Here is a 15,610-nt window from a genome sequence, read left to right as displayed (position 1 = left end):
CTCTTTATTTCGAGACTGCATTTTCTAATTAGATTTTATAAACATTACATAGTAGAATGGATTAATTTAACCTTTGATATGTGTCGACACTAAATTAGATAGTAATTCCCATGGATTTTCGCTGCAGGCGGCGACTCCAGTGGAGGCCAACAGGACGTTGGTCACGAAGGCGTCGCCACACGATGTGGCGTTCTTAGCCTTTGTTCCTCTGCCTGAGTAAGATGAGACTTCACAACGTACGCGCAAGCGGCGGTGAAGGCTCATCACTAACCCCACGGAAAGCGTCCGTCCTGCAGCGAAAATCATAGCGGATACCTCATTCAACTCATTGCGTCGCAGTTTCCCTATACTGCGCTCGATTTTTAGAATTGGCTTAACTTACTTATGTTTCATGCAAATAGTTATGCATATGTATTGAATTTTATAATTTCCTATGCAGAAATAAAACGGGAGGAGAAAATTATTCATTTTCCCCTCCCGTTTTTGTTATCCGAATCTACCTGATATATAATCCTCTGTTCTTTGATCTTGCGGTGTAGAAAAAATAATATCTGTATCATCAAATTCAACTATTTCCCCGTTTAAGAAAAATGCTGTTTTATCGGAGACTCTTGCCGCTTGTTGCATATTATGTGTAACAATGACAATCGTATAATCTTTTTTCATATTTGTGATTAATTCTTCTATTTTCAACGTAGAAATCGGGTCTAATGCTGATGTAGGTTCGTCCATTAAAATAATATCTGGTTTCATCGCAATAGCACGGGCAATACACACACGTTGTTGCTGCCCGCCTGATAAACCAAGTGCTGATGTTTTAAGACGATCTTGTACTTCCTCCCATATCGCTGCACTGCGCAGACTCTCTTCTACAATTTTATTTAATTCTTTTTTATTTTTAATTCCTTGCATTCTTGGTCCGTAGGCAACATTGTCATAAATACTCATCGGGAATAAGTTTGGTTTTTGAAATACCATTCCGACTTTAGTTCGCAATTTGATGACATCATTTGTTTTATAAATGTCTTCATTATTAATGACAATATCACCTGTAATTTTTACACCATCGATTAAATCATTCATGCGGTTTAATGTTCGTAAAAAAGTGGATTTACCACAGCCTGAAGGGCCAATTAAAGCAGTAACCTCTTTTTCATGAATAGCAAGATCTACTCCGAATAGCGCTTGTTTCTCCCCATAAAATAAATTTAAATCCTTTACATTAATAATTGATGTACCTTCTTTACGTTGCTCCATCTGCTAAAATACCTTCCCTACTTAAGTTATTTTGGTCGTTAGCTTAGCACGTTCTCACACGTTTATTTATTAGTTGCTTTGTTAAATTTTTTCGAGATATAAGTTGCTGAAAGATTGATTGCTAAAATAATGACGATTAAGACAATCCCTACTGCTGCAGCAAGTTCAATGTCACCAGACTCTTGTGTTACTAAATAAGAATGAACCGTTAAAGTTCTAGCTGATGATAGAATACCCTCCGGCATAGCCGCCACTGTCCCAGCAGTTAAAAATATTGCAGCTGACTCTCCAACAATTCGTCCAACCGAAAGGATAATTCCAGTTAAAATTCCCGGCATAGAACTTGGTAAAATTACTTTATATAATGTTTGTAACTTTGTCGTTCCAAGTGCTAAGGAACCTTCACGATAGGAACGTGGCACTGTTTTTAATGCTTCTTCCGTTGTTCGAATGATGACGGGTAACACGATAATCGTTAAGGTTAAGGAAGCAGCTATAATCGACATACCTAACTTTAATGTTGTTACAAAGAATACCGCTCCAAACAAACCATAAATAATCGAGGGAATCCCTGTTAAACTTTCTGTTGCAAAGCGTATTAGACTAACTAATCGCCCTTGTTTAGCATATTCTTGCAAATAAACAGCCGCTAAAATTCCGATAGGTGTTGCAATGACTAATGAAATAAGGACTGTATATACAGTTGTTACAATCATCGGCCAAATACCACCATCACCTGCTGGAGAATAATCACCAAAGATGAAATTGAAGCTAATCAAACCTATCCCTTTATAAAAGATAAATCCAACAATCATAAGGAGGACGGCAACCGATAAGAAAGCTGATAACCATAAAAGTGCACGTAGCAAGTTATCTTTAAAATGTCTCATCTTAGTTACCTCCCTTAGCACTTATTTTTGCTAGTACAAAATTCAAAATCAATATAAACGAGAATAAAACAATCCCGGTTGCAAATAACATTTCTTGATGGGTACCGAATGCATAACCCATTTCTAATGCAATATTTGTCGTTAGTGGACGAACACTATCTGTTAGGCTAGTTGGAACGATTAAACTATTTCCAGCTACTAAAATAACAGCCATCGTTTCCCCAATTGCTCGACCTAAACCTAATACGATTGCCGTCATAATACCTGATTTAGCCGCTGGTACAATGACTTTAAAAATTGTACCGATTTGCGATACTCCTAAAGCATATGATCCTTCGCGATATGTTTGTGGCACTGCACGAATCGCCGTCTCTGCGACAGTCACAATGGTTGGTAACATCATGATTGCTAGCACAAGAATAACAGCCAATAAGCTTTGCCCTTTCACTAAACCAAATGTATTTTGTAAAAACGGTATAATGATTGCTAGTCCAAATACACCATATAATACAGATGGGATACCTGCTAGCAACTGAATTGCTGGGGAAATAATATTAGCTATTCTTTTAGAGGCAATTTCCGCCAAGAAAATAGCTGTAAATAAGCCAATAGGAACTCCAATAATTAATGCTCCAATTGTTGCAAAAATGGATGCAACTATCATTGGGAATATGCCGAATTTATCTTCACTCGGTACCCAATCAGTACCGAAAATAAAGTCTATAAAGCTATAGCCCTCTGCAACAAAGGGATGAGCCCCTTTATAAAATACAAATCCAATGATTAACAATAAAGTTATTACGGAGAGAAGTGCACAAATCAAGAAAATTCTTGAGGACAACTTCTCTAACATATACTTCCTTTTATTAGCTTTACCGATTTCTACGGACTGCTTGTTAGTTGTTGGGATAGACACCTTATACCTCCAAAATTATGATGTTGTCTTCCTTATCACTTGTGATCTACTTTACTGGAATAGCTCCTGCTTCTGCAGCAATGAGTTGTCCCTCTTCACTTAGGATAAAATCTATAAATCGTTGTCCAGCATCTGTTAATTGTCCTTCTTTATAGACAAACAAGAATGGCCTAGACAAGCTGTATTTTTCTTGTAGCACATTTTCTGCGGTCGCTTCTACACCATTAATATCGATTGTTGAAATCGTTTCATCAATATATTCAAATGAGATAAAGCCGACTGCATGTTTATTGTTCGCAACTGTTGTTTTAATATTTCCATTACCACTTGCAATAATGGCGTTTCTTATTAATTCACCAGAACTATAGTCTACGATTTCTTGAAATGCATCACGTGATCCTGATCCATCCTCACGAGAGACGACGACGATTTCCATATCATCTCCGCCTAGTTCACTCCAGTTCGTCACTTCACCAGTAAAAATCTGCTTTACTTGTTCCATTGTGAGATCTTTCACCTTATTAGTTGGATGGGTTACCACTACAATTCCATCGTAAGCAATCACTACTTCATTCAAACCGTTCGCTATTTCCTCTTCTTTTAAGTCCCGTGAGGACATGCCTATCTCTGACACTCCACTAATAGCGTTGGTGATACCTGCAGAAGATCCAATTTGATTTATCTCAATGTTTGTATTGTCTTCCTCTGTATATTTATGTGCTAATTTTTCAGCTAATGGTCCTACAGATGTAGATCCTGAAATAGATACTGTACTACCACCTGACTTTTGCGCATCATTATCGTTGCTTGTACATGCTGACAAGATAGTAAGTATAGACAGCATTAATAATCCCATTTTTACTTTTTTCAAACTAATCATTTCTTACCTCCAAGAAATATGTTAGGAACTTTCTATGTCGTATTTTGTCTAATAATAGAATAATGGTGTAGTGTAAATTTTCGATAGTACTTTTGTAAAGGTTTTGTAAATTTTATTAAAAACAAGATGGTTAATGTTAAATATTTTTAAAATTACGTAAATTACTGATACCTTATGATGAGTCAAAATGACTAATATATAACTTTCCATTTTTTTCACAATCATCCTTTAGTCGGTAGTCTCTCACTTATTAAGCGCACGTATAACAAAAGTACGAAAATTCAAATTTCAATTTTCGTGCTTTTTCGTTTAAATTTGATAGGTAATACCACTTGAAATCAAACCAATTCATCCGATAGTAACTTAGGATACAAGAAGACAAACCAGAAAAATAGAGAGAGGGTTGTAATAAGATGAATAACTTCAAAAGTATTAAAAGTAAGTTATTAGCTGCATTTTCGCTAGTGATTGTATTTGTACTATTATTAGGCGTTTATAATATTTCCGTAATCATGAAGAGTAATCGAGAAGCAGAACAGATTGTGCAAAAAGAGCTTCCGCTATTAATCGCCAATGAGCAGATGGCGCTAACAATGGCGAATCGGATATCAACTGCCCGCGGGTATGTATTATTCGGCGGCGACTATAAAGATCGTTTCAATGCCTATACGGAACAAGGAAAGGAATACGAAGCGGTCGTCAGAGGAATACGGGACTCCGAAGAATTCGATCATCTCATAGAGGAAACGATTGCTTGGAGGACGATGATAGATACGGATGTCTTTCAGGAATATGACAAAGGAAATAAAGAGGTGGCGCTGCGCAATTTAAATGCATCCTCTGAACAGGTCCGTGAAATTATGGCCGGTTATGAAAAAATGGCCAAGGATAGTGAAACATTGATTAACGAGATTGAGCAAGCGATTATAGCAGGCGGGAAATCGAGCTTACGGACCGTCGTAATTGTTACCGCTCTAGTCATCTTACTGAGCACAGCGGCAGCGATAGTGACTGCAAGTTCGATTTCTAAACCGCTCAAAATCGTAACGGATCGATTAAACAGGATAGCCAAAGGAGATTTAACTGGAGCAGCTCTCGAAACACGTTCCAAGGACGAAGCTGGCCAACTTATCCGTGCAACCAATGTATTGATCGATAATAACCGGCAATTAATGAACGAAATTAATGTCGTCTCCAAAACGGTAACAGGTCAAAGTGAAGAACTGATTCAATCTGCAACAGAAGTGAAAGCAGCCACTTATCAAATTGCTACGACGATGTATGAATTGGCTGCAGGATCTGAATCACAAGCCAAACATGCGAGTGATTTGTCCGAAGCAATGGAGTCATTCACCGTCAAGGTCGAAGAAGCGAATGAAAAAGGGGAAAACATCCTACAATCATCTGAAGAGGTTCTAAAGATGACCGCGGAAGGCGGCCGTTTAATGGCAGCATCCAATGAACAAATGGTCAAAATCGATCAGATCGTGCAGGAATCAGTTCAGAAAATCCGAGGATTAGATGCGCAAACCCAAGAAATCTCCAAGTTAGTTGAAGTAACGAAGGGTATCGCCGATCAAACGAATCTATTGGCGTTAAATGCAGCTATTGAAGCGGCGAGAGCAGGAGAACATGGAAAAGGGTTTGCTGTTGTCGCGGAAGAAGTGAAAAAACTAGCTGAACAAGTTTCCATTTCAGTCACAGATATCACAAGCATCGTAGGGAGTATCCAACAAGAGTCCAGTTATGTAGCAGAATCACTACTAGTTGGTTATGAAGAAGTGGAAAAAGGAACAGAGCAGATTCAGCGCACGAATAAGACATTTACCAGCATCAATCACGCTATAACGGCAATGGCTGAGCATATTCAGATTGTTTCTGAGAACTTAGCCGACATCGCGGCGAACGGTCAAGAGATGGGTGGAGCGATCGAGGAAATTGCCTCCATCACTGAAGAAGCGGTCGCTGGTGTAGAGCAGACTTCCGCTTCATCCCAACAAACGAGTGGTTCAATGGAGGAAGTCGCAGGCAGCGCAGAGCAACTTGCCAAATTAGCCGAAGAACTGAATAGTTTGATACTTCAATACAAATTATAAGAACGAAAAGACCCATGGAAAAACCATGGGTCTTTCTTTCATTCACAATTGAAGTTCCATTATCGTACATCATCAAGCGATTTTACCACTGTATGAGCAATTGGTTTCCATTCAACTTTCTTAAAAAGGGCAACGATAGAAATGGGGATATAAGTAAACATAAAGAATGGAAAAGTGAATGTATAAGCAATCTTTTTCCAACCCGAACAATGAATTTTTTTCCACTCTGTTAAGGTTGTAATGAATCCAAGTGTAAACAGTATTCCATAATACCAGCCAAAGGAATTTAATAATACCCTTGTAGTCTCATGGATAATTTCTTTCCCATCAAAAAATCCCAAAAAACCAGCTAGGTAGAATAATCCATTTACCACAATACTAAAACTGGAAACGAGCATAGCCGGCATAATCGTCATCGTCATATCGAAACATGAAAACCGATTTTGTTGACCTCGAAAAGTATTTCTAAGCAAATCACTTCCGTATTTAGCAAAGACCTGGTAAAACCCTTTTGCCCAACGTAATCTCTGATGCCAAGATTGCTCGAAAGTGACTGGTTGCTCATCATAAAACACGGCGCTTCTGCAGTACCCGATCTTTTCACCTTTAGTGATCTGAGAAACGGAAAACTCGATGTCTTCTGTCAGAAGATGGTGGATCCACCCTCCATTATCTTTGATCAAATTTGCATGTACCAAAAATCCTGTTCCCGAAACTGCACAACTGGTGTTAAGGACCATTCTTGGAAGGTTGAGATATTCAGCTTCATGTAAAAACCAAAGGGCATAACCTGCAGAAATCCAATTTTGATCATAGTTTTTGGAGTTTCTATAGCTGGTGATTACCCTATATCCTTGATTGAACGTTTTATTCATCTCCTCTATATAATTCTCATCAAGGAGATTATCGGCATCAAACACAAAATATCCTTCATACTTTTTAGATGAATATTCTCTTTCGATGTATTTAATCATATAGTCGAGAGCATATCCCTTTCCAATATTAACCTTATTGAAGCGCTCTCTAACGATTGCCCCAGCTCTTTCTGCAACCTTGGCTGTATCATCCGTACAGTTGTCTGCTACAACGAAAATATCAATTAATTCTGCGGGATACTTCTGATTTTTTATGCTATTAATTAGTTGTCCGATGACGAGTTCTTCATTTCGAGCTGCGATGATTACTGCATATTTGTTAGGACGAACATTTTCTAACAAAGGATTATTACTTTTTTTGGTCTTAAATGCTACAAACATGTAGACAATCTGATACGAATACATCAATGCAAATAATAGAAACATAAAAAAGTTAAAACTATTAATAAAAGTTAATAAATGCGAGCCCAAGCCGATCCCCCCACGAAGTTATCAATTTATTTTTAACATTCTTCGACTTCCTGCCCTAAATTTATGCATATCCAAAAGGCATCAAGCATATCTGATTATCCTTTAAAAAATAAGTATAATTCATCAATTTACAGCTTAAATTAAAACTATGTAAATTTTATATAAACTTTTGGTATTTAGAAAAAGGTATTAACGACAGTGTTATCATAAAACGCGAAAACTAGACATAGTCCTCACAGTCAATTCGATTATGCGTCAGCCCCTTCAATAAGTTATTCCATCATGAAGCCTGAAGGAGTAGCACTTAGTTCTTTACAAAAAATGAATTCTTAAATTAACAAAATGAACATCAACTAAAAGGGCTAAAAGGCGAGTTAGAAATACAAAGCAGGAAAAGAAAAGCAAAAAGGAACTATCCCAGGTTCATGGTATAGTTCCCTTACTTTTCCTATATAAAACCTAAGTCTGTTGGCTAACTTTTTTTAACTTACTCATTAAATACTCAACAAACTGATCATCCCTTACAAACCATGTCTCATAATTTCTTTTTAGAAATTGCTCCCCTTCTTCAAAACTTGTAAAGGCTTGCTCCATTGCAGAATTATTTTTTTCAATTATCCAGCGCTTCTCATTCGTTTGATAAAGAAGAAAAATATCCTCACTTCTATTTTTGTATAATGAACCGAACGTTGAATGTTTCAAATTATAACGGTTCCTTTTCGCATCTTCTTGCATTGACTCTAAATGGAATGTATCCAACACAAACTGTTTGTAAGCATCATCTGTCAAAGAGCAACCAGATGCTTTCTGATGCCCGCCACCACCGAAATATCCTGCAATTTCAGAAACATCAATATGATCATGAATGGTACGCAATGATATCCGTTTTCCACCCATATTTAATATAGCGATAAAATCTAGATGAGGAAATTCTTTCCCAAGCTCGTTTCCTAGCTCAGAATGATAGGATTCCGCATAAACAATACCCGCGATATGCTCCCCAACATTTGACTGTACGATTTCTCTTTTTTTCCGTCGTATATATCGATCTATTTTATCTTCTTCCATGTTCAGCATTTTCTTTTCGAATTCATCAAAGTCAAAATGTTCACTTGTAAGAAGTCGTTCCAACATTTTTTCTTCAAAATCCTCAATAGATACTAAATAGAAGAGTGAATTTAGCGAATGGGCTTGATGATTCTTATTCTTTTCCCACTCCCATGTATCATACTGCCGAACCAACTCTACAAATTCGGAAATAGCGTCCGCTTCCTCCAGTAGTCTATGTTTAACAAGATATTCATAAAACAAAGAAGTAGCTGAAGTTAGTTTGCCTTCATTATCTTCAACTCGCACAAGGCCCCATTCATAGTCATTAAAATGTGTAGCTGTTTTGTGATGATCAATTAGTTGGACTTTCCCTTTTCCAAGATAAAAATCATGCAGTTTTTTTTCATTTTCTTTATTTGGAGATAAATCAGTAATCACTAAAAACGTATCTGGATGATCATTATCTAAAAAAAATTCAATCTCTCGATTAAGAGAAGACACCGAATTATATCTCACATTCACTTGCTTACCAAAAGCAAGTTTCGCTAAAATGCCACATCCCACACCATCCAAATCATTATGAGACAATAATTTATACATCCTCTTCACCTCAAACCTAGTATGGATATGAAACGGGTATTTTATAAGGAAGAAAACGTATGGTGGAAATGCATGTTGCATAAGTAAAACACAGAATGATAAAAGGAATCAGCATAAGTAAAATCTCACTCCGATTCCTTTAAACCAATTATTATTCAGATGTCATTAGTTTCTTCCTAAAAAAATCCATTAAATACTTTATCAATTACGCCCCGGCGTATTTGCTGAATGTAGTGAAAAGTTTATCAGCTATTCGTAGAAGATTTTAAAATAGTAACCTCTTTAGAAGTTACTTGTTTCTCTACTGCATAGTCTGCACGATCTTCCCGAATAAAACTCATAGCAATCGCACCAAAAATTGCAGCAATACCAATTGCAAAAAAGTTAAATTGCGGTTGAAGATTAAAGGTTAATAAAATACCCATATAAGTTGGTGCAACAATGGAACCGATCCGTCCAAATGCCATTGTACTACCAAGTGCTGCTGCTCGAACATCGACTGAATAATACTCCGCTACATAAGCATTAGACATATTTTGTAAACCAACTGAAGCTGCCCCAATAAGCGCAATTAGCCCGTAAGCTATATAAATATTTTTCGAATAGCCGATAAGCACCAATGATACAGCCCCTACTATATAGAGTGGGATAAGAACTCGTTTGAATCCAAGTAGTTGAATAAAGTTCCCGAATACTAGTGTTCCAATAATTGCCCCTATTTGTAGTACTGCAACAAATACAAGACTTGATTTTAGATCATAGCCTGCATTCATCATTAATGTTGGAAGCCATGTATTTAAAGAATACATCAATATGAATGTACAAAAGCAAGAGAACCAGAACATCGTCGTACTTAAAGCAAGCTTGTTTTTAAAAAGATCACGAACCGATGACTTATGTAGCTGTTCCTGTGGAACATATGTAAATTGGATATCTTTCGAAAGCGTTGGCTCGATTTTTCGAAGGACAGTGGCAAGACGTTTTGCATCCTTGCTCTTCATTAGAGTACTAATCGATTCTGGAAGGATACGTATAACAAATGGTAACAAAAGTAGTGGTAATCCACCAATCCAGTAAACTGGTTGCCAACCGAATTTTTCGAGAAAAAGTTGTCCACTAAATGAGGCAGTCATCGCGCCAACAGAATAACCACAAAAAATGAATGAAATAATAGCAGCACGATATTTGGTCGGAGCGTATTCTGATATTAAAGCAGCGATATTTGGCATAACACCACCAAATCCTAGTCCTGCAATAATACGACAAATAATAAAGAACAAAGGTGTCGGTGCAAATCCAGATAATAATGTAAAGAAACTGAATAAGAAAGTCGTAAAAATAATGATGCGTTTTTTTCCAAAACGATCTGCATATAGCCCGAATAAGACAGCACCAATTGCCGTACCTATTGTAGTATAACTACTAATAGATCCTGCTACTATATCCGTGATTCCCCAGTCTGCTTTTAACAAAGGAATAGTCGCACCGTAAATGACAACATCATAGCCGTCGAACATCATGATAAAAAATAAACAAAGAATAAGAACGTAATGAAAACCTTTCAATTTACTCTGATTAACTATTTCAATAGGGTTCACTGTATTCATGATAATCTCTCCGATGCTAATATAAATTGATTTGTAATGTAAAGAGATTGTAGCACGTTAAAACAGCTAGTATATAACACATAAAATGTATCACTAGCTATAGTTTAAAACTATAGCTAGACTTGTTCTTCAGCAATTGTTTCTTTTAAATACTCAATGTAAATATTCGCTAAAGGACTATTTTTTACATTTTTATGTGTAATATACCCAACGGTAATCCGTTCCTCTACATGTAAAGGAACCGCAACGATATCTGTACTATTTAGTTCATGACTAATCACTCCCGTTGAAATCGTATAACCATTTAGACCGATTAATAAATTAAAGAGTGTAGCCCGATCACTAACCGTAATATTTTTAGGTCTAGAAATGGTACTTAAAATTTCCTCCGAAAAATAAAAAGAATTATAATCCCCTTGCTCGAAGGAAAGATACGGATAAGGGATTAAATCTGATAGTGTTACAAAGTCTTGCTTTGCGAGCGGATTTCGTGAGCTAATAAATACATGTGGCTTTGCTTCAAATAGCTCCTGAAAAAGGAGATTACCTTCTCTAAGAAATTTATGAATCACTTTCTTATTGAAATCATTTACATATAAAATGCCAATTTCACTACGTAGATTTTTCACATCTTCAATAATTTCATAGGTTTTTGTTTCTCTTAAGGTGAATTCGTACTCATCCCGATTATATTCTTTGAGCAAGCGTACAAATGCACTTACCGCAAATGCATAGTGCTGAGCCGATACGGAAAAGTGTTGCTGTAATGATTGCGTATTGGAATATCGATTTTCTAGAAGAGCAGCTTGTTCCACTACTTGTCGTGCATACCCTAAAAACTCTGCTCCTTCAGTGGTCATAATAATTCCTTTATTCGTTCTCAAAAAAATGACAATGCCAATTTCATTTTCTAACTCTTTCAGTGCATTGGAAAGACTCGGCTGGCTAATAAATAAATTTTGCGCAGCTTTACTGATGGAACGACTTCTGGCAACTTCAATTACATATTTTAACTGTTGTAGCGTCATTGTTTTATGCCTCTTTCTATTATGTATATCTTAGTCTCCTGACTTTGCTTCTATAATCTTAGCTCACTTATCCATAGAATTGTAGTAAAAGGAGAGTTAGAGACTTACTTCAATTTCAAGCACGCGACTGCTTCGCAATATGTGGAGTGTATGTGGTAACACAAGAGTGCTGGTAGATAAGTTTTTGTACCTTGTGTCAGAAACAAACATGAAGAACACATAAAAATTCGGTTACATTTCCCTCGAAATGTAACCGAATTTTTAAAATGACATGGAATGTCCGTGTCTTGCTAAAAACGCTTCTTTTTCTTTATAGTCTGGCATAATACTTCCAACACGCCTCCAAAATGATCGATCATGATTCATATGAATTAAATGACATAGTTCATGGATTATCACATAATCAATAACTTCAACGGGTGCCATAGCTAGACGATAATTAAATGTTAACTTTCTATCCGAACTACAACTACCCCACTTGGTTTTAGACTCTACTATTTCAATGGTTTTAGGCTTTACTTTCAGTTGTTTTTGATATATTTTTATCCGTTCTCCTACGATCGACTTACATCTATTGATATAGAACTTCTTTAAATTTCTTTTAAGTGCCTCTTCATTTAACTCACTACTATCTATTAATTCGTGAAGAAAACACTCTTTTCCAAGGTATAAAAACTTACCTTGTGCTTGATACTCTCTTGCCTTAGGAATTTCTCGAGCTACCCCAATTTCATGGATTTTCTCTAGTATCCATTTTCCTTTGCTTTCTATTGCACTTACAATAATATCTTTATTGGTGTCCTTTGGGACTTTAACAGTTATAAAACCTACCGAATCAATATGAATTGATAGCTTTTCCCTATTTCCATACTGAACATTAAATTCAATCATCGTATTTTCAAATTCAACTTTCATGGCTACCCTCTGTTCTTTATTATCAATAAAATCTTGGAATAAGCGCGGTATCCCAAAAGGTGTTTTTACCTATCACAAACAAAATATTTTTAAACTCTTCTGTTTCTCGCTTGTTTAAAGCCTTATGTAGGAAAGGTGTTAGATCCTAATACAATTTTGAATTGTTTTAGAATCTGACACCTTAACTCTAAATTTATATTCTAATTCTGTTAAAGGTAGTTGAAATATGAAATCTAAACCCTTAGGGAACCACGGAATCCCCTTGCAGCATAGTAGGAATCGGCTCCATTGTGGTACACAAAGACTGTGTCATAGCGACAATCACAAAACACGGCTCCGCCCAGTTTTCTAATATTATCAGGTGTTTGCACCCAGCTTGACGTTTTCAAATCGAAATTTCCAAGTTTCTGCAACTCCCGATATTGTTTTTCCGTTAAAAGTTCAATGCCCATGGCAGTTGCCGAATCAATGGCGCTATTTTCGGGTTTATGTTTTTTTCTTGACTCCAATGCTTCACGGTCGTAACAGACGCTTCTGCGACCTTTAGGACTTTCCGCAGAACAATCATAAAAAGTGAATTCGCCCGTTTCTATATCATAAGAAATAACATCCGGTTCGCCGCCAGTTGTTTCCATTTCTTTAAGAGACCATAGTTTTTCAGTATTCATTTCTAGCTTTGCTTGTACTTTATCCCATTCAAGTCCTTCATGCCGATTCATGTTTTTCTCAAAACGAGCTTTCAATATTCTAAGCGTTTCTTCTTGTTGTTCTGGTGACAACTTCCTTTTTTCGTATTCCATATAAAATTTCCTCCTATAGAAAATTTAGAACTAATTTGAAACTATCTTGTTAATTATCTCATGGAATCCTTAATTTTTACTACTTATCTTCTTTCCCCCCAGTGCGACTGCCTCAACATTGGTAAAGCGTATGGATTTATATACAGCTTCTTCTAAAGAAAGTGTTTGATCATTTGCTAAATATATTTAGTTCTTTTATTCGTAAGTCCATTCACATTTCATCATACTTATCATCCACTTCCGAACATACAACTAGTCATTAAGTCACGTTTTCATTGCAGTATAATGGTATCATTTTTGTATAAATGTCGTATTTTACAATTGTATAATATTAATTTAATATTCCTTTAACATTTAAATATTAAGGTAATTAAGAAAATTATATTTTAAAAAACTATGGGAGGTTTCATGTTATGAACAAAAAAACGGTTATTATTCCACTATTAAGTGCAGCAATTCTATTTCCATCTGCGGTGAATGTATTTGCTGAACCGCATAAACAAATAGAAAGCGTAAAATCTGTTGAATTTATCGGTATGCCTGCACCTACTACTAATGAGGAAAAATCAACAATGTACAGTCATGCCAAAGTAAAGGTAACATTAAAAGACGGTACGAAAAAAACAGTAGAGTTGGATTATACTTCGTTGGCAAAGCCTGGTGATGTCATTAATGGCAATATCGTTGGAGCAGCATACGACATCAACGGCAATATCATAACTAAAGAAAATGGCGAGCCTATTGTTTCAACTGCACCAGATGCAAACACACTCCTTAGTGTAAATGGAAAAAGTGGCAAATTATATATGATCAATCATTTTGAAAGTATGCCTAATAATGAAATTGGGACAGTGCCAAGAGCTTTATATTTAAATACTGTCGAACAAGATAAAAAAACAGGCGAATTAAAAATTACTGATATTAAACCAATTGACTTTTCTGAATATGGAGGTGTTTGGACTCCATGTGCCGGCATCTTATCCCCTTGGAACACTCATTTAGGTAGTGAAGAATATGAACCGAATGCTCGTGCCCATGAAGAAAATCCTGAAAAATCTTCTGTTACACAATTCGCACAGAATTATTATCAAGATTCAAAAGCAATTGGAAATCCATACTTATATGGCTATACAACAGAAGTATCTGTTCATCCAAATGGTGAAGCAAAAGCGGTCAAACACCATAGCATGGGCCGATTATCTTTTGAAAATGTAACAGTAGCACCAGATAACCGTACCGTTTACTATGGAGATGACGGTGGCTATGTGATGTCCTTTATGTACATTGCTGACGAAGAAAAAGATTTATCAGCTGGGACACTATATGCCGCAAAATTTGAGCAAACTAGTGCTGAAAACGGCGGTGCTGGAAATTTGAAATGGATTAAATTAGGACATGCGACGGACCAAGACGTGAAAGAATTAGCTGAAACCCTTACATTCAATGATATTTTTGAAACGACAAATGATGCTGATCATGCAGCAGCAAATGGCTTTAGCCATATTAAAACGTTAGCCGGTGAAGAATTTTTGAAAGTAAAACCAGGCATGGAAAAAGCAGCTGCTTTCTTAGAATCTCGTCGTTATGGAGCTATGCTTGGAGCGACTTCCGAGTTTAATAAGATGGAAACACTCACATTCAACAAAGCCGATAACAAAGTTTACATGACTATGTCCACGATTGCAAAAGCCATGGAAGAAAATCCAAATGATCCTGTCGATGATATTCGACTACCAAAAATCAATGCTGGTGGGATTTATGAAATGAGTCTAGCTGAAAGACAAACAGATCGTGAAGGTAACTCTATTGATAGTAATTATGTGGCAACTAAAATGGAAGCTATTTTAGTCGGTGAAGACATTCCAAAAGATGAAGAAGGCAATAAAGCTCATCTTGATAAAATCGCCAACCCAGACAACATTGTATACTCAGAAAACTTAAGAACTTTATTTATTGCCGAGGACACTGGTAATCATGTAAACAATATTGGTTGGGCTTATAATATTGATACACAGAAACTTTCTCGTATCGTTTCTGCACCTGATGGCGGTGAAGTAACAGGAATACAAGCCATTGATAATTTAAATGGGTACTCTTATTTAATGGTTGGTTCTCAAAATCCTGGAAATATAGGTTATATCCAGTTACCTCCTGTTGATAAAAAATAGTCTAGATAAGTAAGACCGTTAGTATTCAATCTAACGGTCTTTTATAATTTCCTTTAT

At 36.3% G+C, this 15,610-nt stretch carries 12 protein-coding genes; 2 read left to right on the top strand and 10 right to left on the bottom strand.

Annotated elements, in window-relative coordinates:
- Positions 1-486: 486 nt before the first annotated feature.
- The 4 genes from pstB to AC1DFT_RS17800 form a co-directional block, all read right to left on the bottom strand.
- Positions 487-1,257 carry a phosphate ABC transporter ATP-binding protein PstB gene (gene pstB / locus AC1DFT_RS17815; protein ID WP_478160498.1) on the bottom strand — a complete coding sequence of 257 codons (771 nt, stop codon included), beginning with the start codon at positions 1,255-1,257 and terminating at the stop codon, positions 487-489.
- 62 nt (positions 1,258-1,319) lie between these two features.
- On the bottom strand, positions 1,320-2,147 hold the full coding sequence (gene pstA / locus AC1DFT_RS17810; RefSeq protein ID WP_478160496.1) for a phosphate ABC transporter permease PstA: 828 nt from the start codon (positions 2,145-2,147) through the stop codon (positions 1,320-1,322).
- Position 2,148: 1 nt separating this feature from the next.
- Complete coding sequence (pstC, locus tag AC1DFT_RS17805; protein ID WP_478160494.1) at positions 2,149-3,063, bottom strand: phosphate ABC transporter permease subunit PstC; 915 nt, start codon at positions 3,061-3,063, stop codon at positions 2,149-2,151.
- A 46-nt stretch (positions 3,064-3,109) separates the two neighbouring features.
- Positions 3,110-3,943 (bottom strand): phosphate ABC transporter substrate-binding protein, encoded by an 834-nt coding sequence (locus AC1DFT_RS17800; protein ID WP_478160492.1) that lies wholly within the window; start codon positions 3,941-3,943, stop codon positions 3,110-3,112.
- Positions 3,944-4,356: 413 nt separating this feature from the next.
- Here AC1DFT_RS17800 and AC1DFT_RS17795 point away from each other — a divergent pair, with 413 nt between their 5' ends.
- Positions 4,357-6,039, top strand: coding sequence for a methyl-accepting chemotaxis protein (locus tag AC1DFT_RS17795; protein WP_478160490.1), 1,683 nt, complete (start codon positions 4,357-4,359; stop codon positions 6,037-6,039).
- 59 nt (positions 6,040-6,098) lie between these two features.
- Here the strand turns inward: AC1DFT_RS17795 and AC1DFT_RS17790 are convergent, their stop codons facing one another.
- The 6 genes from AC1DFT_RS17790 to AC1DFT_RS17765 all read right to left on the bottom strand — a co-directional run bounded on the left by AC1DFT_RS17790 (position 6,099) and on the right by AC1DFT_RS17765 (position 13,385).
- Positions 6,099-7,385 carry a glycosyltransferase family 2 protein gene (locus AC1DFT_RS17790; RefSeq protein ID WP_478160488.1) on the bottom strand — a complete coding sequence of 429 codons (1,287 nt, stop codon included), beginning with the start codon at positions 7,383-7,385 and terminating at the stop codon, positions 6,099-6,101.
- A gap of 459 nt (positions 7,386-7,844) precedes the next feature.
- On the bottom strand, positions 7,845-9,035 hold the full coding sequence (locus AC1DFT_RS17785) for a DHH family phosphoesterase (protein WP_478160486.1): 1,191 nt from the start codon (positions 9,033-9,035) through the stop codon (positions 7,845-7,847).
- Between the two features lie 245 nt (positions 9,036-9,280).
- Positions 9,281-10,642 (bottom strand): MFS transporter, encoded by a 1,362-nt coding sequence (locus tag AC1DFT_RS17780; RefSeq protein ID WP_478160484.1) that lies wholly within the window; start codon positions 10,640-10,642, stop codon positions 9,281-9,283.
- A gap of 116 nt (positions 10,643-10,758) precedes the next feature.
- A complete protein-coding gene (locus AC1DFT_RS17775) occupies positions 10,759-11,670 on the bottom strand; it encodes a LysR family transcriptional regulator (protein ID WP_478160482.1) in 912 nt (303 codons plus the stop codon).
- A 261-nt stretch (positions 11,671-11,931) separates the two neighbouring features.
- Positions 11,932-12,585, bottom strand: a complete 654-nt coding sequence (locus AC1DFT_RS17770; RefSeq protein WP_478160480.1) for a M48 family metallopeptidase — start codon at positions 12,583-12,585, stop codon at positions 11,932-11,934.
- 233 nt (positions 12,586-12,818) lie between these two features.
- Positions 12,819-13,385 carry a DUF4256 domain-containing protein gene (locus AC1DFT_RS17765; protein ID WP_478160478.1) on the bottom strand — a complete coding sequence of 189 codons (567 nt, stop codon included), beginning with the start codon at positions 13,383-13,385 and terminating at the stop codon, positions 12,819-12,821.
- 413 nt (positions 13,386-13,798) lie between these two features.
- Between AC1DFT_RS17765 and AC1DFT_RS17760 the strand changes: the two genes are divergently transcribed.
- Complete coding sequence (locus tag AC1DFT_RS17760) at positions 13,799-15,553, top strand: PhoX family protein (protein WP_478160476.1); 1,755 nt, start codon at positions 13,799-13,801, stop codon at positions 15,551-15,553.
- Positions 15,554-15,610: the final 57 nt, after the last annotated feature.

This window comes from Psychrobacillus sp. 05T411 (assembly GCF_056396485.1).
Note: the sequence above shows the minus strand (reverse complement) of the source record. Positions and strands in the feature narration are given on the sequence as shown.